Here is a 23,515-nt window from a genome sequence, read left to right on the forward strand (position 1 = left end):
GCGACGGCAGCGGGGCGCCGGCATCGGGCGGCGGGAACGGAAGCGGTGGGGGCGATGGCGATTCTGGTCGTGACGGGTACCGGTACGGAGGTCGGCAAGACGGTCACCACTGCGGCGATCGCGGCGGCGGCGATCGCGGCCGGGCGTTCGGTGGCGGTGCTCAAACCGGCGCAGACCGGGGTGACGGCCGGGGAGCACGGCGACGCCGACGAGGTCGCGCGGCTGGCCGGCGCGGTGACGGCCGTGGAACTCGCCCGCTACCCGGAGCCGCTGGCCCCGGCGACCGCGGCCCGGCGCACCCGGCGTCCGGGCGTGGGGGCCCGGGAGGCCGCCGGGGCGGCCCGGCGGCTGGCGTCCGCGCACGATCTGGTGCTGGTGGAGGGCGCGGGCGGGCTGCTCGTACGGTTCGACGCGAGCGGCGGCACGCTGGCGGACACGGCCCGGCTGCTGGCCGCGCCGGTCGTGCTGGTGGCGTCCGCCGGGCTCGGCACGCTGAACACGACGGCGCTGACCGCGGAGGCGCTGCGCAACCGCGGGCTCGCCCCGCTGGGGGTCGTCGTGGGGAGCTGGCCGGACGATCCGGACCTGGCGTCCCGCTGCAATCTCGCGGATCTGCCGCAGGCCGCCGGCGCGCCCCTCCTGGGCGCTCTGCCCGGCGGCGCGGGGGCGTACGACCCGGCCCTGTTCCGGGCGGCGGCCCCGGGCTGGCTGGCCCCGGAGCTGGGCGGCGACTGGGACGGCCCGGGGTTCGCGGCGGCCTGGGCGCCGCACCCGTGGACCGGCCGGGACGTCACCGCGCCGGTGCCCGGGCCGGGGAACCGGGGACCGCGCTCCGGCGCGGGACACGGCCAGTGACGGACGGGACCGCGCCGTACCGCGGCGCCTAGGCTCACGATCATGCGTGTACAGGTGAGCGAATTGGTGTTCGACTGTTCCGATCCGGCCGGGACGGTGCGGTTCTGGGCCGCGCTGCTGGGCGGTGCGCCGGTGGACCGGAACCCCTCCTGGTCGTACGTGGACGTCCCCGGGTGGACACGGCTGGCGTTCCAGCGGGTCCCGGAGGGGAAGTCCGCCAAGAACCGGCTGCATCTGGACCTGCGCGCGGACGACATGGACGCGGCGTGCGCCCGGGCGGAGGAACTCGGCGCGGTGCGGGTGGGTGGGCGGGTGAGCGACCCGCAGGGGGCCTTCCAGGTGCTGCGGGACGTCGAGGGCAACGAGTTCTGCTTCGTCGACGGGTGACTTCGCCCGATGGCGGGGACAATGGCCGTGTCCTCGGCCGTGTCCGCCGACGCCGCTGTCCGCAGGAGGTCCCATGAGCGTACGGAGCCGTTCCCCGCGGGCGCCGTCGGACGCGGTGCGTCATCCGGTGTTCTCCCGGGTGTACGCGAAGGTGAGTACGGCGACGGAGGGGGACGTCGGCCCGTACCGCGCGGAACTCCTCGCCGGGCTGAGCGGGCGGGTCATCGAGATCGGCGCGGGCAACGGGCTGAACTTCGCGCACTACCCGCCGGAGGTCTCCGAGGTGGTGGCGATCGAACCGGAACGGCTGCTGCGCGGGCTGGCGCTGACGGCCGCGCGCCGGTCGCGGACCCCGGTCGACGTGGTGCCCGGGGTCGCCGAGGCGCTGCCGGTCAAGAGCGAGGCGTTCGACGCGGCGGTGCTGTGCCTGGTGCTGTGCAGTGTGCGGGACACCGGGCGGGCCCTGCGGGAGGTGCACCGGGTGCTGCGGCCGGACGGGGTGCTGCGCTTCTTCGAGCACGGGGTGGCGCCCGGCCGGGGCATGGCCGCGGTCCAGCGGGGCCTCGACCGTACGGTGTGGCCGTTCCTGTTCGGTGGCTGTCATGTGGCCCGCGATCCGGTCGCGTCGCTCACGGACCGCGGTTTCACGGTGGAGGCGGAGCGCGCGGTGACGATCCCCGCGAAGGGCCCCCGGCTGCCCACGTCGTACCTGGTGCTCGGCTCGGCCCGGCGGCCCCGCGAGGCGCCGGGGCCCGGCGCGGGCGGCTGACCGGGGGCGGGCGGGTGACCGGGGGCGCTCGGGTGACCGGGCCCGGAGGGGTGACGCGGGCGCTCGGACGGCCGGAGCGGGCTGGACGGCCTCAGGCGGACGGCTGACCGGATCGGGGCGGCCGGCACGGCACGGCCGGTGTCCGGGCCGCGTGCTCCGGCCTAGAGCGTCCAGGCGCGCAGGACCTCGGCGATCTGCCGGACCGTCGCGTTGCCCGACTTGACCAGCCGGGCCAGGTCGCGGACCTGTTCCGGTGAGGTGGCGACCTTCAGGCCGCTGGCGATCAGATAGGCGTACGCCACCGCCGCAGCGAACATCGCGTTGGAGCGTTCCAGGGCGGGGACGTGCAGCAGGAGTTGGAGGAGGGCCGCCGCACGGACGTGCGGGTCCTCGTAGACGGGGACGCCGAATATCTCGGCCTCATGTCTGCTGACGGCGGCGACCAGCGCTCCCCAGTCGGTGACCTCGGGGTCCCCGGGGGTCTTCTGTTCGGCGACCATCAACAGCCAGGCAAGATCGATTCTGATGTTCAACGCCTCAACGACGACCTTCACGGTCCGCGCCGAACTCCTCGACGAAGACGGACTCGTACTGCTTCATGAAGTCGGCCGCGGCGTCGACGAAGGTGTGCCCCATCTCGCCGGTGTCCCGTCTGACCAGTTCCTCGATGTAGCGATTGACGCTCATGCCCTGCGCGAGGGCGCGTTCCCGTGCGGCGCGGGCGGTGTGCTCGTCCACCCTGACGTTCAGCTGGGTTTTGGCCATACGCCGACGCTAGCGTTGATGTGCTAGCGCCCGCAAGGGGTGTCCGGAGCGCACGGGCGCGCGCGGCGCCGGTCGTCCGCAGGGGGTGGGCCCCCTCGGCCGCCGGTCAAGGCGTCCGTATCGCGGGAAGAGCCCGAACACAGATGCGGAGCGGCTCTCCGATGAGGTGGGATACAGGGATGAACGATCTTCGGATACGGCCCGCCGGGCCCGCTGACCTGGACCCCGTCCTCACCTTCTGGCGGACCGCCGCCGAGGGGACGAGCATTTCGGACGACCGGGCGGGCGTGGCGCGGCTGCTCACCCGTGACGCCGGGTCGCTGCTGCTCGCGGAGCGTGCGGACGAGCTGGTGGGCACCGTGATCGCCGGGTTCGACGGCTGGCGCTGCCATCTGTACCGGCTCGCCGTGCACCCCGCGCACCGGCGCCAGGGCATCGGCTCGGCCCTGCTGGCGGCGGCCGAGGAGCGGTTCGTGGCGCTGGGCGGGCGCCGGGGCGACGCGATGGTGCTCCAGCGCAACGAACGCGCGCAGCACGCGTGGCGTGCGGCGGGGTACGCGCCCCAGGACCAGTGGCTCCGCTGGGTGAAGCCGCTGTCCGGCTGAGGCGGGCGGGTGGACGGGAATGGACCGGACGGCATGGGGGCCGGGCCCGGGTGGTGGCCTGAGAACGACGGGCTTGGGAACGGCGGACGCGGGAACAGGTCCGGTGGGCGGGCGAGAGGCTTTTGCCCACCCTTTACGATGTGTGGGACCGCCCGTATCAGAATGTGGTCCCCCCGTCCCTTCTCCGCGAAAGGTGTGAGCGTCCGTCCATGGGCGAGCCCCCTAGTAGTAGACATCGCGCGTTCCCCCCGCTCCTGCCCGATCATGGGACGGAGGTGACCCGATGACCGAAGTGCTTCTGCTCGCCGTGGCGGTCCTGCTCTCGCTGGCCTGTGGTGCCTTCGTCGCGGCGGAGTTCTCGCTCACGACCGTCGAGCGCGGCGATCTCGAACGCGCCGTGGAGCGCGGCGACCGCGGGGCCGCCAGCGCCCTGAAGGCGGTCAAGAACCTCACGTTCCAGCTCTCCGGAGCCCAGCTCGGCATCACGGTCACCAACCTGATCGTGGGCATGCTCTCCGAACCGTCCATCTCCAAGCTCATCTCGGGACCCCTGCGTGACCTCGGGGTCTCCGCGTCCGCCGCCTCCACCCTGGCCCTGATCCTCGGCACCGCGCTGTCGACGGTGTTCCTGATGGTGGTCGGCGAGCTGGTCCCCAAGAACTGGGCGATCTCGTCCCCGCTGGTCATCGCCAAGTGGGTGGCCACCCCGCAGCGCTTCTTCAGCGCCGCGTTCCGGCCGCTGATCACCCATCTCAACAACACCGCCAACCACGCCGTGCGCCGCCTCGGCATGGAACCCACCGAGGAGCTGGCCTCCGCGCGCGGCCCCAAGGAGCTGGTGGCCCTGGCCCGGCACTCGGCGAAGGAGGGCAGGCTGGAGGCGGACACGGCCGAGTTGTTCGTCCGGACGCTGAACCTGGCCGACCTCACCGCCGAGAACGTGATGACGCCCCGTGTCCAGGTCATGGCGCTGGAGGCACGGGCCACCTGCGAGGACGTCGCCAACGCGACCCGCGCCACGGGCCTGTCCCGCTTCCCCGTGTACCGGGGCAACCTCGACACGGTCGTCGGGGTCGTCCACATCAAGGACGTGCTCGCGGTCCCCGCCGAACGGCGCCCCCGCAAGCCGGTCGCGGAGCTGATGCGCGAGCCGCTGCTCGTACCGGAGTCGCTGACCGTGGACCGGCTGATGGACCGCCTGTCCGGGAAGCGCACCATGGCCGTCGTCATCGACGAGTACGGCGGCACGGCCGGGGTGGCCACCCTGGAGGACATCGTCGAGGAGGTCGTCGGCGAGGTACGCGACGAGCACGACCCGCACGAGGCACCCGACCTGGCGCCCGCCGGACAGGACGACGAGGGCCGCGCGCTCTTCGCCGCCGACGGCTCCGCGCGCACGGATCAGCTGGCCCGCGTCGGTCTGCGCGCCCCGGACGGCCCGTACGAGACCCTGGCCGGGCTCGTCGCCACCGAGCTGGGACGTATCCCGGCCGCCGGTGACCGGGTGGACGTCGCCGGGTGGCGGCTCGACGTGGTGGACGCCACGGGACGCCGCGCGGCCCGGGTGATGATGCACGCGCCGCCCGCGCGTCCCGACGAGGAGGAGGAAGAGCGATGACCGCCGTCCAATTGCTGATCGGGCTGGCGACCCTCGTCGCGAACGCCTTCTTCGTCGGTGCCGAGTTCGCCATGATCTCGGTACGGCGCAGCCAGATCGAGCCGCACGCCGAGGAGGGCGACCGCAGGGCCCGCAGCGTGCTGTGGGGGCTGCGGCACGTGTCGGCGCTGCTCGCCACTGCGCAGCTCGGCATCACCCTGTGCACCCTGGTGCTCGGTATCGTCGCCGAGCCCGCGATCGCGCATCTGCTGGAGCCGGTGTTCGACTCGCTCGGTGTGCCGCACGGACTGGTCCACCCGATCTCGTTCGTGATCGCGCTGACCCTGGCGACATATCTGCACATGCTGCTGGGCGAGATGATCCCCAAGAACATCGCGCTCGCGGAGCCGGTGCGCACCTCGCTGATCCTCGGGCCGCCGCTGGTCGCGGTGGCGCGGGCGCTGCGGCCGGTGATCTTCACGATCAACGCGTTCGCCAACACCCTGCTCAGGCTGATGCGGGTCGAGGTCAAGGACGAGGTCACCGCGTCCTTCTCGGACGACGAGCTGGCCCGGCTGGTGAAGGACTCCGGGGACGCGGGGCTGATCGACGACCGCGCCCAGGAGCGGCTCCATGACGCGCTGGAGCTGGGCCGCCGCCCGGTGAACGACGTGGTCCTGCCGCTGGAGCAGGTGGTCTACGCCCATGTCGGGGTCACCCCGGAGGAGCTGGAGCGCCTTTCCACGGAGTCGGGCTTCTCGCGGTTCCCCGTGGTGGACGACGCCCGTCGCATCGTGGGCTACCTCCATGTGAAGGACGCCCTGGACGTGACCCCGCGCGACCTTCCGTTCCAGGTCAAGGACATGCGGTCGATCGCCCGGGTCCGGGCGAGCACCCCGCTGGACGATGTGCTGACCGCGATGCGGCGCAGCCGTACGCATCTGGCGGCCGTCCTCGGCCCGGACGGCAAGATGTCGGGCCTGGTGACGATGGAGGACGTCCTGCGGGAGCTCTTCGGCCAGCCCGCGTGACCTGTGGGCCCGCCCCGGTGCTCCCGATCCGTCGGGGGCGCCGGGGCGGTGCCGTGCGCCGGGGGCGCCCGGCGCGCGGGAGGGCGGCGCGCACCGGGTGGGGAGTCCGTACGCGGGCTGGGGCGGGCACGGGACCCGTGCATGAGCCCGTGCCAGGTCGAGCCCACGCGGCTCTCCGCCGAGGGGCCGTCGGTCCCCCATCGCCCCGTCTCCGCCGTCAACCGGTCGGTCTTGGAGCTTCCTCCGAAGGTGCCCGGCGCACCGGGCTGAAGGTTCCGCCCAGTAGACTCCCTCCACGTGACTGCTGCGTCTTCGAAGCCCCGTATCCCCAATGTCCTCGCCGGCCGCTATGCGTCGGCCGAGCTGGCCGACCTCTGGTCCCCCGAGCGGAAGGTGCGGCTGGAGCGGCAGCTCTGGCTGGCCGTGCTGCGGGCCCAGAAGGACCTCGGGATCGAGGTCCCGGACAGCGCGATCACCGACTACGAGCGCGTGCTCGACCAGGTCGACCTCGCCTCGATCGCCGAGCGTGAGCGGATCACCCGGCACGATGTGAAGGCCCGGATCGAGGAGTTCAACGCGCTCGCCGGGCACGAGCACGTCCACAAGGGCATGACCTCGCGTGATCTGACCGAGAACGTCGAGCAGCTCCAGATCCGGCTCTCCCTGGAGCTGGTCCGCGACCGTACGGTCGCGGTGCTGTCCCGGCTCGGGAAGCTCGCGGGCGAGTACGCCGAGCTGGTGCTGGCGGGCCGCTCCCACAACGTCGCCGCGCAGGCGACGACCCTCGGCAAGCGCTTCGCGACCGCCGCGGACGAGCAGCTGGTCGCGTTCGGCCGGGTCGAGGAGCTGCTGGCCCGCTACCCGCTGCGCGGGGTGAAGGGCCCGGTCGGCACCGCCCAGGACATGCTGGACCTGCTCGGCGGGGACGCGGCGAAGCTGGATGAGCTGGAGCGCCGGGTCGCCGGTCACCTCGGCTTCGCGCACGCCTTCACCTCGGTCGGCCAGGTGTATCCGCGGTCCCTGGACTACGAGGTCGTCACCGCGCTGGTGCAGCTGGCGGCGGCGCCGTCGTCGCTGGCGAAGACGATCCGGCTGATGGCCGGGCACGAGCTGGTCACGGAGGGCTTCAAGCCGGGGCAGGTCGGCTCCTCCGCGATGCCGCACAAGATGAACACCCGCTCCTGCGAGCGGGTGAACGGTCTGATGGTGATCCTGCGGGGCTACGCGTCGATGACGGGTGAGCTGGCGGGCGACCAGTGGAACGAGGGCGACGTGTCGTGCTCGGTGGTGCGCCGGGTCGCGCTGCCGGACGCGTTCTTCGCGCTGGACGGGCTGCTGGAGACGTTCCTGACCGTCCTGGACGAGTTCGGCGCGTTCCCCGCCGTGGTCGCCCGGGAGCTGGACCGCTATCTGCCGTTCCTCGCGACCACGAAGGTCCTCATGGGCGCGGTGCGCGCCGGGGTGGGCCGGGAGGTCGCGCACGAGGCGATCAAGGAGAACGCGGTGGCGTCGGCGCTGGCGATGCGCGAGCAGGGCGCCGAGCGCAACGAGCTGCTCGACAAGCTCGCGGCGGACGACCGTATCCCGCTGGACCGGTCGCAGCTCGACGCGCTGATGGCCGACAAGCTGTCGTTCACGGGTGCGGCGGGCGCGCAGGTCGCCGCGGTGGTCTCCCGGGTGGAGGACATCGCCAAGCGCTATCCGACGGCCTCCGGATACACCCCCGGGGCGATCCTCTGACCCGCTTCACCCCCGCCGAGCTGGAGGCCGCCCGTGACCGCCTCGTCGACGACGTGGTCGCGGACGGCCTGCGGGTGCTGTTCTGCGGTATCAACCCGGGTCTGATGACGGCCGCGACGGGCCATCACTTCGCCCGGCCCGGCAACCGCTTCTGGCCGGTGCTGCACCGGTCCGGCTTCACCCCCCGGCAGCTGCGTCCGGACGAGCAGGACGAGCTCCTCGTCCACGGGCTCGGCATCACCAATGTGGTGGCGCGGGCGACCGCACGGGCCGACGAACTGTCCGCCGAGGAGTACCGCGAGGGCGGCAGGCTCCTCGCGGCGAAGGTCGCGCGGCTGCGTCCGGTGTGGCTGGCGGTGGTCGGTGTCACCGCCTACCGTGCCGCGTTCGGTGAGCGGCGGGCCGTGATCGGGCCGCAGGAGACCCTGATCGGCGGCAGCCGGGTCTGGGTGCTGCCCAATCCGAGCGGGCTGAACGCGCACTGGACGGTGGCGGCGATGGCCGAGGAGTACGGGCGGCTGCGCGAAGCGGCGTCCGGGCCGGCCGCGTAGGGCGTGTCCGGCGTTTCCCGCCGGGGCGTCTTCGCTACGGGGGGTCGACGTCGGTGGCCGCCGCGAGGAGCCGGGCTGCGCCGCCGTGGCCGTCGCGGGTGACGGCGAGGACCAGCCAGCGGCCGGGGGCGCGCCACACCAGGGCGTCCCCGGCGCGGGAACTGATCGAGCGCCAGGGCTCGGGTATCCCCTCCCCCGGCTCCGCCGCGCGCAGGAACACGCCCTGGAGCCCGAGGTGGTCCGGCTCGCCGAACCGGGCGGTCAGCGGGACGGCCAGCGCGTCCCGGTCGGCGTACAGCTGCTCCTCGTGGTCCGCGTCGGGCCCCCGCCCGTCGTGCGGCGCGTCCGCCGGGCCCGGGGCATGCGTCAGGTCGACGAGGAGGGGTACCGTACCGGCGCCGGACGGCGCGGACCCGCCGGGCCCCGCGGGGAGTTCCCGGGAGCACAGCAGGTCGATCGCTGCGAGTCGCCGTGCGGTGGTCATGCGGTCCAGTAAACCCCGGGCCACTGACAATTGGCGGTCGGTCATGTCCGGGCGCAGCGTGGGTCAGGCGTCGCGACGGCGGACCGTCCACCATCCGGCGAGCAGCGCCGCCAGCGACCACAGGGCGGCCACGGCGAGACCGGACCACGCGCCGAGGTCGCCCACGGGGTCGGCGAAGAGGACTTGAGCTCCCGCGCGGTCCGGCAGGTACTCCGCCGCGCCGCCGGTGGTGTCCCCGATCACGAAGGACACGATGAGGAAGAACGGGATGAGGATGCTCAACGCGGCCACACCGCTGCGGAGCACGGCGGTCAGCCCGGCCGCGAGCAGGGCCGTCAGCGCGAGCCCGAGGCCCGTGCCGAAGCAGGCGCGCAGGGCACCCGGGGCGCCGAGCCCCAGGCCGTCGTCCCCGAGTGCGGCCTGTCCGGTCAGGAACATCCCGAATCCGGTGACGAGGCCGACCGCGAGCGCGGCGGCGCCGATCACGGCGGTCTTGGCCGCGTAGAAGAGGGTGCGGTCCGGTACGGCGGTGAGCGAGACACGCAGCGCGTGGTTCACGTACTCGCAGGACATGGCCGTGGTCCCGAAGGCGATCGCGGCGACATGGGCGAAGTTGACACCGTAGAAGGCGGCGAACAGCCGGTCGCCGCCGAACTCCTCACCGATCGCGCCGGCCGGGTCCTCGATCGACGCCTGGACGAGGGCGGTGATGGTGACGCCCACGGCGAACACCGCGGCGAGCGAGACCAGAGCGGCCCGCAGTGAGCGGAGCTTGATCCATTCGGCGTGCAGGACGGCGGTGGGGGACACGGTCAGACCTCCTGGACGGTGGTGGACGCGGCGAACTCGGCGCTCGTCGCGGTGAGGGCGAGGTAGGCCTGTTCCAAGGTCGCCTCCTCGGTGACGAGTTCGAGCAGGGGGATGCCCTCGCCCGCGGCGATCGCGCCGACCTCGGCGGCGGTGAGCCCGGCGACGGCCCATACCCCTTCCCCGGCCGGGGCGAGCCGGTGCCCGGCGGAGGTGAGCAGCGCGTCCAGCCGCGGCGCGTCGGGGGTGCGTACCCGGGTGCGGGACGTGCCGTGGGCGGCGATGAAGTCCCCCATGGGGAGGTCGGCGAGGAGTCTGCCCCGGCCGAGGACCACCAACTGGTCGGCGAAGGTGGCGGTCTCGTTCATCAGATGGCTGGACACCAGCACCGTGCGTCCCTCACGGGCGAGGCGGCGCAGGGTGTCCCGTATCCACACGATCCCCTCGGGGTCGAGGCCGTTGGACGGCTCGTCGAGGATCACCACGGCCGGGTCCCCGAGGAGGGCCGCGGCGATGCCGAGGCGCTGGCGCATCCCGAGGGAGAAGGTCCGCACCCGGCGGCGCCCGACCGGGCCGAGGCCGGTCTCCTCCAGGACCTCCTCGACCCGGCGCGCGGGGAGGCGGTTGCCGACCGCGAGCGCGAGGAGGTGCTGACGGGCGGTGCGTCCGCCGTGGACGCTCTGGGGGTCGAGGAGGGCCCCCACGTGCCGCAGCGGTTCGTCGATCGCCGTGTAGTGGCGTCCGCCCACGGTGGCGGTGCCGGTGGTGGGCCGGTCCAGGCCGAGGACGAGTCGCAGGGTGGTCGACTTTCCCGCGCCGTTGGGGCCGAGGAAGCCGGTGACCCGTCCTGGGGCGACGGAGAACGTCAGCCCGTCCACGGCCCGCGTCTTCCCGTACTCCTTGGTGAGTTCCCGTACGTCGATGCTGGTCATGGCTCCAGCCTGGTCGGACGCGGGGGTGCGGGGCCTCCCCCGCGCGTGGAGAGCGTCTCCCCCGCAGGGGGGAGCCGTGCCCGCGGGTCCGGCTGGCACGATGGCCTCCATGCCCCCATTCCTGGGCCGGGTGCTCCGGTCGGCGCGCCCGCTGGCCCGTGCCGTGACGTACACGCGCTGGCTGCATCTGATGCTGGCGTGGTTCTTCGCGCTGGCGTCGGCGATGGTGTATCCCGGGCTGACCGACATGAAGCCCGTCAGGTGGCTGCTGGTCGTGCTGGTCCCGACGGTGCCGGTCGCCGCCCTCGGGCTGGTCCCGGTGGTCCGCCGCGCGGAGGGGCTCCAGGCGCAGCTGATGCTGTTCCCCGGGCAGCACGCGCGCGTGCGTGACGGTGACGCCGCGTCGGGGATCAGCGCCGCGCCGTCGGCGTCGTGGCGGGACCGGGTGCGGACCTCGGTGTGGCTGGTGGTGCGGCTGGAACTCGGGTGTCTGACCGCGCTGGCCATGCTTCCGCTGCTGGGACAGTTCATGGCGCTGCTGGTCAGGGCCATGGGTGGCTCCGTCGACGACATCGACGCCCCGTTGGCGCCGCCGACGCGGTGGTGGGTGGCGGCGCTTCTGGTGCCGGTGCCGGCGCTGCTGCTGATGGCGGTCGTGGTGACGCTCGGGGTGGCGCTGACGGCGGCGGCCCGCCGGCTGCTGGGTCCCTCCCCCGCGCAGCGGCTGGCGGCCCTGGAGGAGCGGACGGAGCAGTTGCTGGAGCGCAACCGCATCGCCCATGAGCTGCACGACTCGATCGGGCACGCGCTGTCCGTCGCGGTGGTGCAGGCGGGCGCGGCACGGGCGGCGGGTGACGGCGCGTTCACGGAACGGGCGCTCGGCGCGATCGAGGAGACCGGGCGGGCCGCGCTGGAGGACCTGGAGCGGGTCCTGGTGGTCCTCAGGGAGTCCCAACGGCCCGCGAGCGCGCGGCCGGCGCTCGGGGAGGCCGAGCGGCTTCTGAAGTCGGCGCGGGCGTCCGGCGCGGTCGTGGACGCCGAGGTGTCCGGTCCGGTCGACCGGCTCCCGGGGGCGGTGTCCCGTGAGTGCTACCGCATGCTTCAGGAGTCCCTGACCAATGTGCTGCGGCACGCGGGCCCGGTGCCCGTGCGGGTGAGGGTGTCGGTGCTTCCCACGCGCGTGGACATCGACGTGGTCAATCCGCTGCCGCCGGCGCCGGTCGTCCCCACGGGGCGGGGCGGGACGGGGCTGCGGGGGATACGGGAGCGGGCCGCGCTGCTGGGCGGGCACGCCGAGATTGGGCCCCTCGGGGGCGAGTGGCGCGTACGGGTCGAACTGCCGCTCGACTGAGGCGGGTCGTACGAGCGGGTTGCCGGGACCCGCCGCCGGTGCCCACCCCTTGGACGTAGCCGTTCCAGTACGGGTCCCACGCACCCCGCACGCGCGCGGGAACGGCCATCCGTGCCAACCCGCACGCGCGCGGGGCGACGCGGGGACGGAGGGCACCGAGGGGTGGGCGGACAGGGGCCCGGGGGACCACGAGTACGCTGATCCGATGCCCTTGACGGTCCTTCTGGTCGACGACGAACCCCTTGTACGCGCGGGCCTGCGCGCCGTGCTGGAGGCGCAGCCCGACATCGAGGTGACCGGTGAGGCGGCCGACGGCGCCGCGGTGATCCCGCTGGTGCGGCGACTACGGCCGGATGTCGTCGCCATGGATGTCCGTATGCCCCTGATGGACGGCATCGAGGCCACCCGCGCGCTGCTGCGGACGGTCCCGGACCCGCCGAAGATCCTCATGATCACCACGTTCGAGAACGACGAGTACGTGTACGGCGCGCTCCGCGCGGGCGCGGACGGCTTCCTGCTCAAGCGGGCGAGGCCCGCGGAGATCGTCAACGCGGTCCGGCTCGTCGCGGACGGCGAGTCGCTGCTCTTCCCCGCGGCCGTACGGCAGCTCGCCGCCCGGTACGGCACGGGGTACGGTACGGCGGCGGCGCGGGAGGAGCTGCGCCGGGCCGCGCTGACCGGCCGGGAGGCCGACGTGCTGCGGCTGATGGCGCGGGGGCTGTCGAACGCCGAGATCGCCGTCCGGCTCGTCGTCGGCACGGAGACCGTCAAGTCCCATGTGAGCGCGGTGCTCGCCAAGCTGGGGGCCCGGGACCGTACACAGGCGGTGATCGCGGCGTACGAGTCCGGATTCGTGTCGCCGGGGTGAGGGCACGGCGAAGGGCCCGCTCGGCGCGCGGTTGGCGGAGGCTCACGTTCCGCCCGGTGCCCGCGCCCGGGGGCCGCTGCGACGCGATTTGGTATCGGCAGGTTGCGGGAGTGCATCGATGCTCGCCGTGGTCGCACGGTGACGAGTACGATCCCGGCCATAAGAGCACGAGCGGAGAGGACACACGTTGGGGCGGCTGACCGGCGGAGACCCCTCTCTTCTGCGGCGGATAAATTCCGCCGTGGTGCTGCACGCGCTGCGTGCGGCGGACTCCGCGACGCTGACCGAGGTGACCCGGGTGACGGGTCTGTCCCGGCCGACCGTCGAAGGGGTCGTCGAGGGGCTGATCGAGACGGGCCTCGCGGTCGAGTCGGCCGCCGAGGAGGGCGCGGCACGCAGACAGGGCCGTCCGGCCCGGAGGTTCCGCTTCCGGGCGGAGGCGGGGCATCTGCTGGGGCTGGAGATCGGCCCGCACCGGGTCGCCGCGATCCTCGCCGACCTGGACGGCCGGGTGCTGGGCACGGGCTTCAAGGAGATCACCGCCGAGGCCCCGGCGGACGAACGGCTGGAGCGGCTGCGGATGACCGTGGCCGACACCCTGCGGCGCAGCGGGGTGGCCCGCAGCTCGCTGTGGGCGGTCGGTGTGGGCACCCCGGGGATCGTGGAGGCGGACGGCACGGTGCGCCTGGGCACGGCGCTGCCGGGCTGGACCGGGCTCCAGCTCGGTGAGCGGCTGCGCCGGTCGTTCAAATGTCCGGTTCTCGTCGAGAACGACGCCAACACCGCTGCGGTGGCCGAACACTGGAAGGGTGCCGCGACCGAGTCGGACGATGTGGTCTTCGTCCTGGCGGGCCTCAGCCCGGGTGCCGGTTCACTGATCGGCGGACGGCTGCACCGGGGCTTCGGGGGCGCGGCCGGGGAGATCGGGGCGCTGCATCTGCTGGGGCGTGAGGCCACGCCGGAGGTGTTGCTGTCCACCACCGGCGAGCCGCTGCACCCGCTCGACGAGCAGGCCGTCGCGGAGGTCTTCGCCCACGCGCGCGGGGGCGACGAGAACGCCCGCGCGGCGGTGGATCGTTTCATCAGGCGGCTGGTGCACGACGTGATGGCGCTGGTGCTGGCCCTGGACCCGGAGGTGGTCGTCGTGGGGGGCTGGGCGGCGGGGCTGGACGGTGTACTGGTGCCGTTGCGGCAGGAGCTCGAGCGTTACTGTCTGCGGCCGCCGCGGGTGGCGCTGTCGATGCTCGGTGAGGCCGCGGTCGCCACGGGTGCGCTGCGACTCGCCCTGGATCATGTGGAGGAGCAGTTGTTCGCCGTGGAGAGCACGGTGACCGCGCGGCGGTAGACCGGGCGCCGGTGGACCGCGTGGCTGCGGACCGCGTGGCCGCGGACCGCGTGGCCGCGGACCGGGCGGCGGTGCACCGGGCGGCGGAGCACCGGGCGGCGGCCGAGGTCGGCCCGGGCCGTCCGGCGTGGTGCGGACAAACAGCGCGGGGCCCCGCGCGGGCGTGGTGCGGACAAACAGCGCGGGGCCCCGCGCGGGTGTGGTGTGAACCACCCGCGTGGGGCCCCGCGTCGGTCGGTCAGGAGGCGCGTCGCTCCGGTCCGTGGTGTATCTCGACGCCGCCGGAGTCACCGAAGGTGAGCCGGCAGGTGTCGGCACGGTACGTCGCGACGGACACCGCCGCCGTGCGTCCCCCGGCGAAGAACCGGGTGGTGACGACGAGGACGGGCGATCCGGGCAGCCGGTCGAGTTCCTTGGCGTCGGCCGCGCGCGCCGATCCCAGCTCGACGGCACGGTCCTGGCCTTCGAGTCCGAGCCGCTGGAGCTCCCGCAGCACACCACGCGCGCGTGCCGTGCCCGAGGGGTTCTCGATCCCTGAGAGGTCGGGCACCGAGGCGCCCGGGATGTAGAGCAGTTCCGCGGCGACGGGCTGTCCGTTCGACACCCGGCTGCGCCGCACGATGTGCACCGTCTCGTCCGTACCGGACTCCAGCATCCGGGCCACCGCGGGCGGCGGCACATCGGACTCGCTGCCGACGGTCTGCCAGGCGTCGCCGAGCACACCGGGCCAGTCCTGGTCGTCGGAGCCGACGGCCACCCCCACGCGCGGAGGCGCGACGGTGGTGCCGACCCCGCGGCGGCGCTGGAGCCGCCCTTCGAGTTCGAGCTGTTCGAGGGCCTGCCGGAGCGTCGCGCGGGCGACGCCGAAGCGGGCCGCGAGATCGCGTTCGTTGGGCAGGATCTCGCCCACCGTGAACTCCGAGTCGAGTGCCTCGGTGAGCACGGTCTTCAGGTGCCAGTACTTGGGCTCCGGCACCGTCTCCAGTTGCGTGGTCCCCACCCTGTCCTCCGCAATCGCCGTGTCCCAGAAGCGTTTTAGCGCCCTTGTTTATTAAAGGTTCCTGCACTATCACTGCGACGATAGGGCGCCGCCCACCCTTGGTCAAGACCAATACTGAAACCGTGCGGGCGCGCGTTCGGCCCGCGCAGGACAACATTCATGAGTCGTTAGCGATGCTCACACGCCTGTAAGGCGCTTGTCACATCGCGTACAGGCTCGGTCACATGGCGAAACCTTTACCTTTCGCACGAGGTCAGGGGCCCGTCGTACGGCGGAGCAGGGTGTCGCGTGATGCCGGATTCAGCCCAGGGAGACGAGCTTGTCCGGATTGCGGATGACGTAGACGCGCTGAACGCGGCCGTCGGCGACGTCCAGTTGGAACACGGCGTCGGGCTTGCCGTCGTACCGTGCGAGGATCGCGACCGCCCCGTTGAGTTCGAGCGTCTCGAAGGTCGTGTGCTCGTCGACGCCCTTGCGCGCGGCGCCCGCCAGGAAGCGGGCCACCTTCGCGGCGGTCTCGATGATCCGCAGGGGCGCCTTGCTCTTGCCCCCGCTGTCGCCCACCAGGCTCGCGTCGGGAGCCAGCAGCGACAGCAGCCGCCCGATGTCGCCGTCGGCGGCCGCGGCCAGGAAGCGTTCGGTGAGGTCGCGCTGTTCGGCGGGGTCCACGTCGAAGCGCGGCCTGCCCTCCCCGACGTGTTTGCGCGCCCGGCCCGCGAGCTGCCGGACGGCGGATTCGGAGCGGTCGAGGGTGACGGCGATATCGGCGTACGGGTACCCGAACGCCTCCCGCAGGACGAACACCGCCCGCTCCAGGGGGGACAGCGACTCCAGGACGACGAGGACGGCGATCGAGACGGAGTCGGCGAGCACCACACGGTCGGCGCCGTCGGGGACGGCCGCCGTGTGGTCCGTCACCAGTGGTTCGGGCAGCCAGGGGCCGACGTACGCCTCCCGGCGCGACTGGACGTGCCGCAGCCGGTCGATCGCGAGACGGGTGGTGACCCGGACCAGGAAGCCGCGCGGCTCGCGTACGTCACCGCGGTCGGCGGCCGCCCAGCGCAGCCACGCGTCCTGGACGACGTCCTCGGCGTCGGCCACCCGGCCGAGCATGCGGTAGGCCACTCCCAGCAGCACGGAGCGGTGTTCCTCGAAGACGTCGGTCGCGGTGTCGGCAGCCACCTCCCCATCCCATCCCGAGGCGCACCCCCCTGTCCACCTCGCATTTCGGCCTCCGGACCACGAGGGGAGGGATTTCCGGCCCTGCCACCTCTGCGGACTACCTGCCGGTAGATGACACCGGCACATCTCCGCCGCGTATCCGCCGGGCGGCGGGTTACGTGGGCGGGGCGGGAGCGGCCGGGTAGCGAAAGGCGGGAGCGGCCGGGGCGGCTGGAGGCGGGAGCGGCGAGGGGCGGCGAGGGGGTCAGTGCCCGCCGTCGCCGCCCGGCCGTCCGCCGCGCGGGACGGACCCGAGCCGGGCGCGTGCGCCGTCCCGGCGGCCGGTCGGCGCACCGGCGCCGGCCGGCCGCCGGGCCCCGCGACCGCCGAACGCCCCGGCGCCCAGGGCCACCCCCGCCGCCACGAGGGCGCTTCCGGCGGCCTGGGCGGCCCCGTAGCCGCCTGCGCCGACCAGGGGGGCCGTGCAGGCGGCGGCGACCGGGATGAGGCCGGAGAACAGCGTCGCGCGCTCCGCACCGATGCGCTGCACACCCAGGTACCAGCAGATGAAGCCGACCACGGTGACGACCACCGCCTGCCACAGGAGCACCAGCGTCTCCGTGGTGTCCGGGACCCGCAGCCAGTCGCCCCCGTCGGCGAGCAGCCCGACGAGCGCCGACTCGGCGGCGGCCACCGCGCAGACCACCGCGGTCAGCAGCCGGGGTCCCAGCGGGCGCAGCAGCGGGACGGCGATCACCGCGAACCCGACCTCCCCGAGCAGCGCGCAGACGGAGAACGCGATCCCGGCCGTGTCGGTGCGCCCCCAGCCCTGCACGGTGAACGCGCCCGCCGCGACGAGCAGCGCGCCGTACAGCACGATCCGGCGCGGGCGGCGGCCGTCGAGGAGGGGGACGAGGACGGCGACGACGACCGGCGCGCAGCCCACGAGGACGCCGGGCACGGCCGGTTCGGCGGTGCGCTCCGCCGCGAGCACCGCGAGGTTGAAGCCGACCATGCCGACGGCCGCGAGCAGGCACAGGCGTGCCCACTGGCGGGGTTCCAGACGCCGGACGGCGGCCATGGCGCCCCGGCCCACCAGCGGGATCAGCAGCAGGAAGGCGAGTCCGTACCGGAGGAACTGTCCGCCCGCGTAGGGGTACTCGCCCAGCAGGCTGTTGGCGGTGAAGGAGCCGCCGACCAGGACACAGGCGAAGGCGGCGGACAGCGACCCGCGTGCGGAGTTCACATTCATGCCGCTGACGCTAGGTACGCGCGTGGACCCGTTTAAGGTCCACTTCCATGACGGTATCGGGGACCACTTCCAGCGACGGCCCGGCCGGGCCCGGCACGTCCGGCGTCCACGCGCGGGACGCGCCCGGGAGCGCCGGGCCCGGCGCTCCCGTGTGGGAGCTGTTGCGGCCCGCGGTGGCGGCGCCCGCGCGCGGGCGGGGCCGGGCGCTCGGGTCGGCCCTGCGTGAGGCGGTGCGCGAAGGGCTGCTGGCCCCGGGGACCAGGCTCCCGTCGACCCGGGACCTGGCCGCCGACCTCGGGGTCTCACGCGGGCTGGTCACGGAGGCGTACGAGCAGCTGACCGCGGAGGGCTATCTCCGCAGCGGCCGGGGCGCGGGTACCTGGGTGGGCGGCGCGGCGCGGGCGGGGCGGCCCCGCGCGCGTGACAGGGCGCCCCGGCGGCGCGGGGCCACCGTCGACTTCTCGCCCGGTTCGCCTGATCTGTCGATGTTCCCGCGCGCGGGATGGGCGTCCGCGTACCGGGGCGCGCTGGCGGACCTGCCGCACGACACGCTCGGCTATCCGGACCCCCGGGGCACGCCCCGGCTGCGTACGGCTCTCGCGGAGTTGCTGACACGGCGGCGCGGGGTGGTGGCCGACCCGGAGCGGTTGCTGGTGTGCTCCGGGGTGACGCAGGCGGTGACCCTGCTGGGGTTCGTGCTGCACGCGCGCGGGGAGCGCGCGGTGGGCGTCGAGGACCCGGGCAGCCCGGAGCAGGGGGCGTTGTTCGCGTCGGCGGGGGTGCGGAGCGTACCGCTGCCCCTGGACGAGGAGGGGCTGGCGCCGGGGCCGCTGACGGACTCGGGGGTGCGGTGCGCGGTGACGACGCCCGCCCACCAGTTCCCGCTGGGCATCGCGTACTCGGCGCGGCGCCGGGCGCGGCTGCTGGACTGGGCGCGGGCCGTGGACGGTCTGCTGGTGGAGGACGACTACGACGGTGACTTCCGCTACGACCGCTCCCCCGTGGGCGCGCTCCAGGGGCTCGACCCGGAGCGTGTCGCGTACACCGGTTCGGTGAGCAAGTCCCTGGCGCCCGGGCTGCGCATCGGCTGGCTGCTGCCTCCCGCGCGGCTGGCGGACGAACTCGTCGAGCGCAAGAGGACCATGGACCTGGGTAATCCGTCGCTGGACCAGGAGGCCCTGGCGCGGTTCGTGGAGAGCGGCGCGTACGAGCGCCAGTTGCGGCGCTGCGGGCGGGCCTACCGGGAGCGCCGGGACACCCTCGTCGCGGCGCTGACGGAGTGCTTCCCGGGCGCGCGGGTGACCGGGATCTCCGCCGGTCTGCATGTGATCGCCGCGCTGCCCCGCCGCTACGGCCCCGAGGCGCGGCTGCTGGCCCGGGCGGGGGAGGCGGGCATCGTGGTGCGACCGCTGTCGGTGTACGGGTCCGCCGGGACGCGGGCGGCGGCCGGGGACGGCGGGCCGGTGCGGCTGGTGTTCGGTTACGCGCATCTGACGCCGGCGCGGATCGTGACGGGGGTGCGGGGGCTGGCCGAGGCTGTCACGCGGGACGATTGAGGGTGCGCGGCGTCCAGGCGGGACGGTCGAGGACGGGGCCGGGGCGAACGGGGCGGGACGAAGGCGGGGCGGCCGAGGGCGGGACGGCGGCGAGCGGGACGGGCGAAAGCGGGGGCGGGGCGGCGGCGGGCGGAAGGGGACGAAGGCGGGCGGGGTGAAGCACCCTCGTCCCCGCCGAACTTGCCCGGCGCGCCTCGGATTCGGGGGTTCTCGCAGCTCAACGGCCTTGTCAGTGGTGGAGTCTACGGTTTTCCCATGACGCGATCACTGCATGCCCTGGCCTACGCACGCCCTTCCTCGCTGGAGTCGGCGGCCGACGGCCGGCGCCTCGGCCTGGAGACCTCCCAGGGCAGCACACCCCATGGCCGTGAGGACCATCCCCGCTTCTTCGCCGGGTTCCTGACCTCGCCCCGGATCGCCTCCGCGGGGCTGCTCGCGGTGGCCGACGTGGCGGCGGCCCGGTACTACCAGCCGCAGCTGAGGGCGTCGCTGGACCCGGTGGTGACGGGCAACGGCGACCGGCTCAGATTCGAGTCGTTCTCGGGCTGCGGCGGGGTGTACGCGCGGCTGGACGTCCTGGCGGCCGGGCTGGACGGGGACCGGATCGGCCACGGCACGACGAACGTCGATGTGAACAACCCGCTGCGGGAGGCGCTGTCGCGGATCGGGTCGGACGATCCGCTGCATCTGCGGGTCGGTCCCGACGAGATGGCGGTGACGACCCTCGGCGGACCGGTGGTGGAGAAGAAGGTGCCGCTGCCGGACCGCTGGCTGCGCGGGTTCGCGGAGGCCCAGGTGGTGGCCGCCGGGTTCGATCTTCGGGCCGAGCTGCCCGCGGCGGAGGCCGTCCGGTTCCTGCGGGCGCTGCCCAGGAGCGGCGGGCGCGGGCCGTCCCAGGGCGCGCTGTGGGTGGTGCCCGCGGGCCGGGGGCTGCGGCAGACGACCCGCCCGGTGCCGGGCGCGGTGTGCCTGCCCGGCCCCGAGCGGCTGGCCGCCCTCCAGCGGGTGCTGCGGTACGCCACGGCCCTGCGGGTCTACGGTCCCCCGGCGGGCACGGAGGCCTCGGCCGCCGCCGCGTGGGAGGTCGTGCTGCCCGGGATGCGGCTCACGCTCACGCTGTCGCCGATGGCGTCGCGCGGATCCTCGGGTGAGGGCGGGGTCCTGGAGGCGCTGGCCACGGACGAGGCCGCCGAGGACGCCGAGCTGGTCTCGGTCCTGCTCGCCTGGGAGCCCACGATCGACATCGCCGATCTGGCGGCCTCCTCCGGGCTGTCCCGGGAGCGGGTGAAGGCGGCCCTGGTCCGTCTCGGCACCTCGGGCCGGGTGGGGTACGACACGGCGGAGGCCGCGTACTTCCACCGCGAACTGCCCTACGACGCGGCGCGGGTCGAGCGGCACAACCCGCGGCTGCGCTCCGCGCTGGCGCTGCTGGACGCCGGAGCGGTCACCCTGGCGGGCGCGCTGGGCACGGTCACCGCGGAGGACGGCCATGTGCACCGGGTGCGGGAGGACGCGGGCCGGCTGAGCTGCACCTGCCGGTGGTGGGCGGAGTACCGCGGCGGCCGGGGCCCGTGCAAACACGCGCTGGCGGTACGGATGGCCCGCAGGGGCGCGACCGGCGGCGCGGCGGAGGGCGGCGTTGCGGACGGCGCTTCGAACGGCGTTCCGGGCGAGGCGGACGCGGGCCGTCCCGGCGCGCGGCAGGACGAGGGCACGACGGCACGGATCGACGGGGGCGCACGATGACGACGACCGACACACTCATGGCCGCGGTCCGCGAGGGCAAGGTCTCGGCGGTGATCGAGCTGGTCACGGACATGACGACCGAGGAGCGCCGCGCGGCGGTGCCGGAGCTGAAGGCGCTGCGCATCGAACTGCGCAAGGAGCTCTGGTCCAACAGGGCGCGGCAGATCCGTCCGGCCCTGCACGCCGCGGGCGCCGCCTGTCACTCCGGCGCGGCGGCGGCCGCGGCGTGGATCTCCGGGTCCGAGATGGCCTGGGCCCCCGCCGCGCCCCCGGTGCTGCTGAACCTGCTGGCGTACCGTGACCGGCAGTGGCAGGCGGATGTCGCGGCCCGGCTGGCGGACCGGCCGGAGTCGGCCGGCGTCCCCTTCGCGCTGATGTCCGGACTGGTGCGGCTGTCCGGATGCGCGGTGCCCACCACCGACAGCTATGTCCGCGGCTGGCTCAACTCGTCCACCACCACCTGGCAGCTCTCGGGCCCCCTGCTCGCGGAGCGGCTGGGCCGGGACGCCCATCTGGTGCCACTGGTGAACGCCCTGTTCGAGCTGGACGACATCGGCTGGCGGCTGGAGTGGACCTACGGTCAGGACGACGCCCAGGGCTGGATACCGGCCCTGGCGCAGCTCACCGAGCAGGGCCTCCTCGATCGCAGGACGATGATCGACGGGTGCGTGGCGCGGCTGCTGCGCGGCGGTTCCACCGTCGACCAGCGGGCGTTCCTGGCGCTGTTCAAGGCCCTCTCCCCCACCCGGGAGGAGGAGCGGGAGCGCACGGGCGACTGGATGGCGCTGGCCACCGACGCGGCCGTCGCGATCGCCTTTCACGCCCAGTCGGTCCTGACCGCGCTCGCCCTGGACGGCGAGCTGACGGCACGGCAGCTCGCGGAGATGTCCCGGGGCGTGCTGTTCCGGCCGGAGAAGAAGCTGGTCCGCGCGCAGCTCGTCCTGCTCGGCAAGGTCCTGCGGGCGAGCCCTTCGGAGGCGTCGGCCCTGCTGCCCGCCGTCGCCGAGGGGTTCGGCCATCCGGACACCGATCTCCAGGAGCGCGCCGTCAAGCTGGTGGAGCGGTGGGCGGGCCGGGCGGACCAGGGGGCACGCGACGAGATGCTGGCGTCGGCCGAGCTGCTGAGCGGGGCCCTGCGGCCCCGCGCGGCGGCGGCCCTGGGAGTCGTACCGGAGGCCCTCGAAGCGGGCACACCCGAGGTGTACGAGGAGATCCTGCCGCCGGTACCGCTCGCGCGGCGGGTGGACCCGGCGCCGGAGACCGTGGAGGAGCTGGCGGAGGAGGTCGGCGCGCTGCTGGCGGCCCGGACGGAGGACGTCGCGGTCTTCGAGCGGGTCCTCGACGGACTGGTGCGTCACACGTACCGGGACCACGAGGCGCTGGTCGAGGCGCTGCGGCCGGTGGTGGCCGGGCGTTGGTGGTACCCCGAGGACGGTCCCCGCGCATCGGCGGACAACAACTTCCGCGCCCGGCCGTACGGCGTCGAGGTCGTGCTCGCCTCGCTGTTCGACGGGGTGAAGCCGTCCACGCTGCACAAGGCGCTCCGCAAGGACGGCTCCCAGCGTTCGGACTGTGTGCACGCCAAGCTGGAGCGGCCCTGGCGGGCCCGGCTGTACGAGACCGCCTACCGGCTGCGGACCGAGCCGTTGCCGTTCCTGCTGTCGACCCCGACCTGGGCGTCCGGGCTGCTGGAGGCCGGGGAGCTGGTGGCGCGGCTCGGCGAGTACCGGCGGCTGGGCGCGCCGGTGGCGGAGGCGGACTTCGCACAGGCGCTGCGCAGGGTGCGGCACGACGTGCCGGCGGACCCGGACGCCTCGGTCGGTACCGCCGCGGCGGCCACCGCGCTGGGCACGCCGGAGGGCGACCGGCTGGCGGCCCTGCTGACCGCGCCCGCTCCGGCGGCACCGGCGGCCGAGATCGTCGGGACGGAGTCCCGGCTGCTCGTGCGGACCGGCGGGGTACCGGAGCTCCGGAGCAGGGAACTGCCGCCGTTCTTCCGCCCGTTGGGCGCGCCGGTGGACCCCACCGAGCGAGGGCAGCAGTGCTACCACTGGGGCTTTCCCGCGTACCCGCACTGGCTGGCGATCCTGCCCGGGGAGCGGGAGACGGTCGCGGCCCGGCTGCTGGCGGTGGTCTCGGCGGGCGCGGTGGACGACATCCCCCTTGAGGTGGGGTATCTGCCGCTGCTCGCCGAGTCGCCCGGCCCGGTGGGGGACGCGTTGCTGCTGTCCGTCGCGTACGGGGCGGGGGCCCGGCGCGCCGAGGAGCGGGTCGCGGCGGTCGACGCGCTGCTGGTGCTCGCGGCGTCGGGGCAGCTCGACACGGACCGGCTGGGGGAGCTGCTGGGGCGGCTGATGGCCATGGGGGCGGTCAAGCCGGTGCGGGTGGTCGAGTGTGTGCGCACGGCGGCGGCGACGGGTGCCTGCGGCACGGTGTGGGGGCTGCTGCGGGCGGCGCTGCCCGCGCTGCTGGCGGGCCCGGCGGCCGGGACGGCGGCGGCGCGCGGGGTCGGGGACCTGCTCGCGGTGGCGGCGGAGTGCGTGGAGCGCGCCGGGGGGCGCGGGGAGCTCCCGCATCTCGGGGAGCTGGCGGCGCGGCGGGGCGGCTCACGGCTGCTGACCCAGGCCCGCCGCCTGCACACCCTGCTCACCGAGGAGGCCGCTTCGGCAGCCACCACCTGAGGCATTCCGGACAGAAGCAGCTTTTACCCATC

Annotated in this window: 22 protein-coding genes; 14 read left to right on the forward strand and 8 right to left on the reverse strand. The window is 74.3% G+C overall.

The window, feature by feature from the left end; translation table 11 throughout:
* The first annotated feature begins 54 nt into the window (after positions 1–54).
* The 3 genes from bioD to AB852_RS34485 all read left to right on the forward strand — a co-directional run bounded on the left by bioD (position 55) and on the right by AB852_RS34485 (position 2,011).
* Positions 55–855, forward strand: a complete 801-nt coding sequence (gene bioD, locus AB852_RS34475; RefSeq protein WP_079185138.1) for a dethiobiotin synthase — start codon at positions 55–57, stop codon at positions 853–855.
* A 42-nt stretch (positions 856–897) separates the two neighbouring features.
* Positions 898–1,242 (forward strand): VOC family protein, encoded by a 345-nt coding sequence (locus tag AB852_RS34480; RefSeq protein ID WP_073794731.1) that lies wholly within the window; start codon positions 898–900, stop codon positions 1,240–1,242.
* A 73-nt stretch (positions 1,243–1,315) separates the two neighbouring features.
* Positions 1,316–2,011 carry a class I SAM-dependent methyltransferase gene (locus AB852_RS34485; protein WP_073794733.1) on the forward strand — a complete coding sequence of 232 codons (696 nt, stop codon included), beginning with the start codon at positions 1,316–1,318 and terminating at the stop codon, positions 2,009–2,011.
* 161 nt (positions 2,012–2,172) lie between these two features.
* On the opposite strand, the gene AB852_RS34490 is transcribed toward AB852_RS34485, so the two are convergent.
* Together AB852_RS34490 and AB852_RS34495 are read right to left on the reverse strand one after the other, a co-directional pair.
* Entirely contained in the window at positions 2,173–2,544 is a 372-nt protein-coding gene (locus tag AB852_RS34490) for a fic family toxin-antitoxin system, toxin component (RefSeq protein ID WP_073795069.1), read from the reverse strand.
* Positions 2,545–2,548: 4 nt separating this feature from the next.
* Positions 2,549–2,776, reverse strand: a complete 228-nt coding sequence (locus AB852_RS34495) for a toxin-antitoxin system HicB family antitoxin (protein WP_073794736.1) — start codon at positions 2,774–2,776, stop codon at positions 2,549–2,551.
* 179 nt (positions 2,777–2,955) lie between these two features.
* Here AB852_RS34495 and AB852_RS34500 point away from each other — a divergent pair, with 179 nt between their 5' ends.
* The 5 genes from AB852_RS34500 to mug all read left to right on the forward strand — a co-directional run bounded on the left by AB852_RS34500 (position 2,956) and on the right by mug (position 8,300).
* A complete protein-coding gene (locus tag AB852_RS34500; protein WP_073794738.1) occupies positions 2,956–3,381 on the forward strand; it encodes a GNAT family N-acetyltransferase in 426 nt (141 codons plus the stop codon).
* A gap of 283 nt (positions 3,382–3,664) precedes the next feature.
* The gene (locus AB852_RS34505) at positions 3,665–4,999 is read left to right on the forward strand and encodes a hemolysin family protein (protein ID WP_073794741.1); all 1,335 of its coding nucleotides are present in this window, start codon (positions 3,665–3,667) and stop codon (positions 4,997–4,999) included.
* Positions 4,996–6,009, forward strand: coding sequence for a hemolysin family protein (locus AB852_RS34510; protein ID WP_073794743.1), 1,014 nt, complete (start codon positions 4,996–4,998; stop codon positions 6,007–6,009). Before AB852_RS34505 ends, AB852_RS34510 begins: the two co-directional genes overlap by 4 nt.
* 297 nt (positions 6,010–6,306) lie before the next feature.
* Positions 6,307–7,749 carry an adenylosuccinate lyase gene (gene purB, locus AB852_RS34515; protein ID WP_073794745.1) on the forward strand — a complete coding sequence of 481 codons (1,443 nt, stop codon included), beginning with the start codon at positions 6,307–6,309 and terminating at the stop codon, positions 7,747–7,749.
* A complete protein-coding gene (gene mug / locus AB852_RS34520; RefSeq protein WP_073795071.1) occupies positions 7,746–8,300 on the forward strand; it encodes a G/U mismatch-specific DNA glycosylase in 555 nt (184 codons plus the stop codon). The genes purB and mug overlap by 4 nt, the downstream gene beginning before the upstream one ends.
* A gap of 34 nt (positions 8,301–8,334) precedes the next feature.
* Here mug and AB852_RS34525 read toward each other — a convergent pair whose 3' ends face one another.
* From AB852_RS34525 to AB852_RS34535, 3 genes are all read right to left on the reverse strand, one after another.
* The gene (locus AB852_RS34525) at positions 8,335–8,784 is read right to left on the reverse strand and encodes a hypothetical protein (protein ID WP_073794748.1); all 450 of its coding nucleotides are present in this window, start codon (positions 8,782–8,784) and stop codon (positions 8,335–8,337) included.
* 63 nt (positions 8,785–8,847) lie between these two features.
* Positions 8,848–9,594, reverse strand: coding sequence for an ABC transporter permease (locus AB852_RS34530; RefSeq protein WP_425444205.1), 747 nt, complete (start codon positions 9,592–9,594; stop codon positions 8,848–8,850).
* Between the two features lie 2 nt (positions 9,595–9,596).
* On the reverse strand, positions 9,597–10,523 hold the full coding sequence (locus tag AB852_RS34535) for an ATP-binding cassette domain-containing protein (RefSeq protein ID WP_073794751.1): 927 nt from the start codon (positions 10,521–10,523) through the stop codon (positions 9,597–9,599).
* Positions 10,524–10,632: 109 nt separating this feature from the next.
* On the opposite strand from AB852_RS34535, the gene AB852_RS34540 reads away from it, so the two are divergent.
* From AB852_RS34540 to AB852_RS34550, 3 genes are all read left to right on the forward strand, one after another.
* Positions 10,633–11,874 (forward strand): sensor histidine kinase, encoded by a 1,242-nt coding sequence (locus AB852_RS34540; protein ID WP_178391194.1) that lies wholly within the window; start codon positions 10,633–10,635, stop codon positions 11,872–11,874.
* 205 nt (positions 11,875–12,079) lie between these two features.
* Positions 12,080–12,742, forward strand: a complete 663-nt coding sequence (locus AB852_RS34545; protein ID WP_073794753.1) for a response regulator transcription factor — start codon at positions 12,080–12,082, stop codon at positions 12,740–12,742.
* A gap of 187 nt (positions 12,743–12,929) precedes the next feature.
* Positions 12,930–14,087 carry an ROK family transcriptional regulator gene (locus AB852_RS34550; RefSeq protein WP_073794756.1) on the forward strand — a complete coding sequence of 386 codons (1,158 nt, stop codon included), beginning with the start codon at positions 12,930–12,932 and terminating at the stop codon, positions 14,085–14,087.
* Between the two features lie 238 nt (positions 14,088–14,325).
* On the opposite strand, the gene AB852_RS34555 is transcribed toward AB852_RS34550, so the two are convergent.
* The 3 genes from AB852_RS34555 to AB852_RS34565 form a co-directional block, all read right to left on the reverse strand.
* Positions 14,326–15,087 (reverse strand): GntR family transcriptional regulator, encoded by a 762-nt coding sequence (locus AB852_RS34555; RefSeq protein ID WP_073794759.1) that lies wholly within the window; start codon positions 15,085–15,087, stop codon positions 14,326–14,328.
* 300 nt (positions 15,088–15,387) lie between these two features.
* On the reverse strand, positions 15,388–16,269 hold the full coding sequence (gene sigJ / locus AB852_RS34560; RefSeq protein WP_073794762.1) for an RNA polymerase sigma factor SigJ: 882 nt from the start codon (positions 16,267–16,269) through the stop codon (positions 15,388–15,390).
* A 244-nt stretch (positions 16,270–16,513) separates the two neighbouring features.
* Entirely contained in the window at positions 16,514–17,500 is a 987-nt protein-coding gene (locus AB852_RS34565; protein WP_073794765.1) for a DMT family transporter, read from the reverse strand.
* Between the two features lie 47 nt (positions 17,501–17,547).
* Here AB852_RS34565 and pdxR point away from each other — a divergent pair, with 47 nt between their 5' ends.
* The 3 genes from pdxR (at position 17,548) to AB852_RS34580 (ending at position 23,483) form a co-directional block, all read left to right on the forward strand.
* Complete coding sequence (pdxR, locus tag AB852_RS34570; RefSeq protein WP_079185140.1) at positions 17,548–19,056, forward strand: MocR-like pyridoxine biosynthesis transcription factor PdxR; 1,509 nt, start codon at positions 17,548–17,550, stop codon at positions 19,054–19,056.
* A 255-nt stretch (positions 19,057–19,311) separates the two neighbouring features.
* Positions 19,312–20,802 carry an SWIM zinc finger family protein gene (locus AB852_RS34575; RefSeq protein WP_107499434.1) on the forward strand — a complete coding sequence of 497 codons (1,491 nt, stop codon included), beginning with the start codon at positions 19,312–19,314 and terminating at the stop codon, positions 20,800–20,802.
* The gene (locus AB852_RS34580) at positions 20,799–23,483 is read left to right on the forward strand and encodes a DUF7824 domain-containing protein (RefSeq protein WP_073794767.1); all 2,685 of its coding nucleotides are present in this window, start codon (positions 20,799–20,801) and stop codon (positions 23,481–23,483) included. Before AB852_RS34575 ends, AB852_RS34580 begins: the two co-directional genes overlap by 4 nt.
* Positions 23,484–23,515 lie beyond the last annotated feature (32 nt).

Source organism: Streptomyces uncialis (genome assembly GCF_001905345.1).
GTDB classification, from domain to species: Bacteria; Actinomycetota; Actinomycetes; order Streptomycetales; family Streptomycetaceae; genus Streptomyces; species Streptomyces uncialis.

Coding starts and splice junctions, on each gene's coding strand:
- AB852_RS34495 (WP_073794736.1), bottom strand. CDS start 2,776: ATGGCCAAAACCCAGCTGAACGTCAGGGTGGACGAGCACACCGCCCGC.
- AB852_RS34480 (WP_073794731.1), top strand. CDS start 898: ATGCGTGTACAGGTGAGCGAATTGGTGTTCGACTGTTCCGATCCGGCC.
- AB852_RS34510 (WP_073794743.1), top strand. CDS start 4,996: ATGACCGCCGTCCAATTGCTGATCGGGCTGGCGACCCTCGTCGCGAAC.
- AB852_RS34575 (WP_107499434.1), top strand. CDS start 19,312: ATGACGCGATCACTGCATGCCCTGGCCTACGCACGCCCTTCCTCGCTG.
- AB852_RS34485 (WP_073794733.1), top strand. CDS start 1,316: ATGAGCGTACGGAGCCGTTCCCCGCGGGCGCCGTCGGACGCGGTGCGT.
- pdxR (WP_079185140.1), top strand. CDS start 17,548: ATGACGGTATCGGGGACCACTTCCAGCGACGGCCCGGCCGGGCCCGGC.
- AB852_RS34545 (WP_073794753.1), top strand. CDS start 12,080: ATGCCCTTGACGGTCCTTCTGGTCGACGACGAACCCCTTGTACGCGCG.
- AB852_RS34505 (WP_073794741.1), top strand. CDS start 3,665: ATGACCGAAGTGCTTCTGCTCGCCGTGGCGGTCCTGCTCTCGCTGGCC.
- AB852_RS34535 (WP_073794751.1), bottom strand. CDS start 10,523: ATGACCAGCATCGACGTACGGGAACTCACCAAGGAGTACGGGAAGACG.
- bioD (WP_079185138.1), top strand. CDS start 55: ATGGCGATTCTGGTCGTGACGGGTACCGGTACGGAGGTCGGCAAGACG.
- AB852_RS34580 (WP_073794767.1), top strand. CDS start 20,799: ATGACGACGACCGACACACTCATGGCCGCGGTCCGCGAGGGCAAGGTC.
- AB852_RS34525 (WP_073794748.1), bottom strand. CDS start 8,784: ATGACCACCGCACGGCGACTCGCAGCGATCGACCTGCTGTGCTCCCGG.
- AB852_RS34540 (WP_178391194.1), top strand. CDS start 10,633: ATGCCCCCATTCCTGGGCCGGGTGCTCCGGTCGGCGCGCCCGCTGGCC.
- AB852_RS34565 (WP_073794765.1), bottom strand. CDS start 17,500: ATGAATGTGAACTCCGCACGCGGGTCGCTGTCCGCCGCCTTCGCCTGT.
- AB852_RS34500 (WP_073794738.1), top strand. CDS start 2,956: ATGAACGATCTTCGGATACGGCCCGCCGGGCCCGCTGACCTGGACCCC.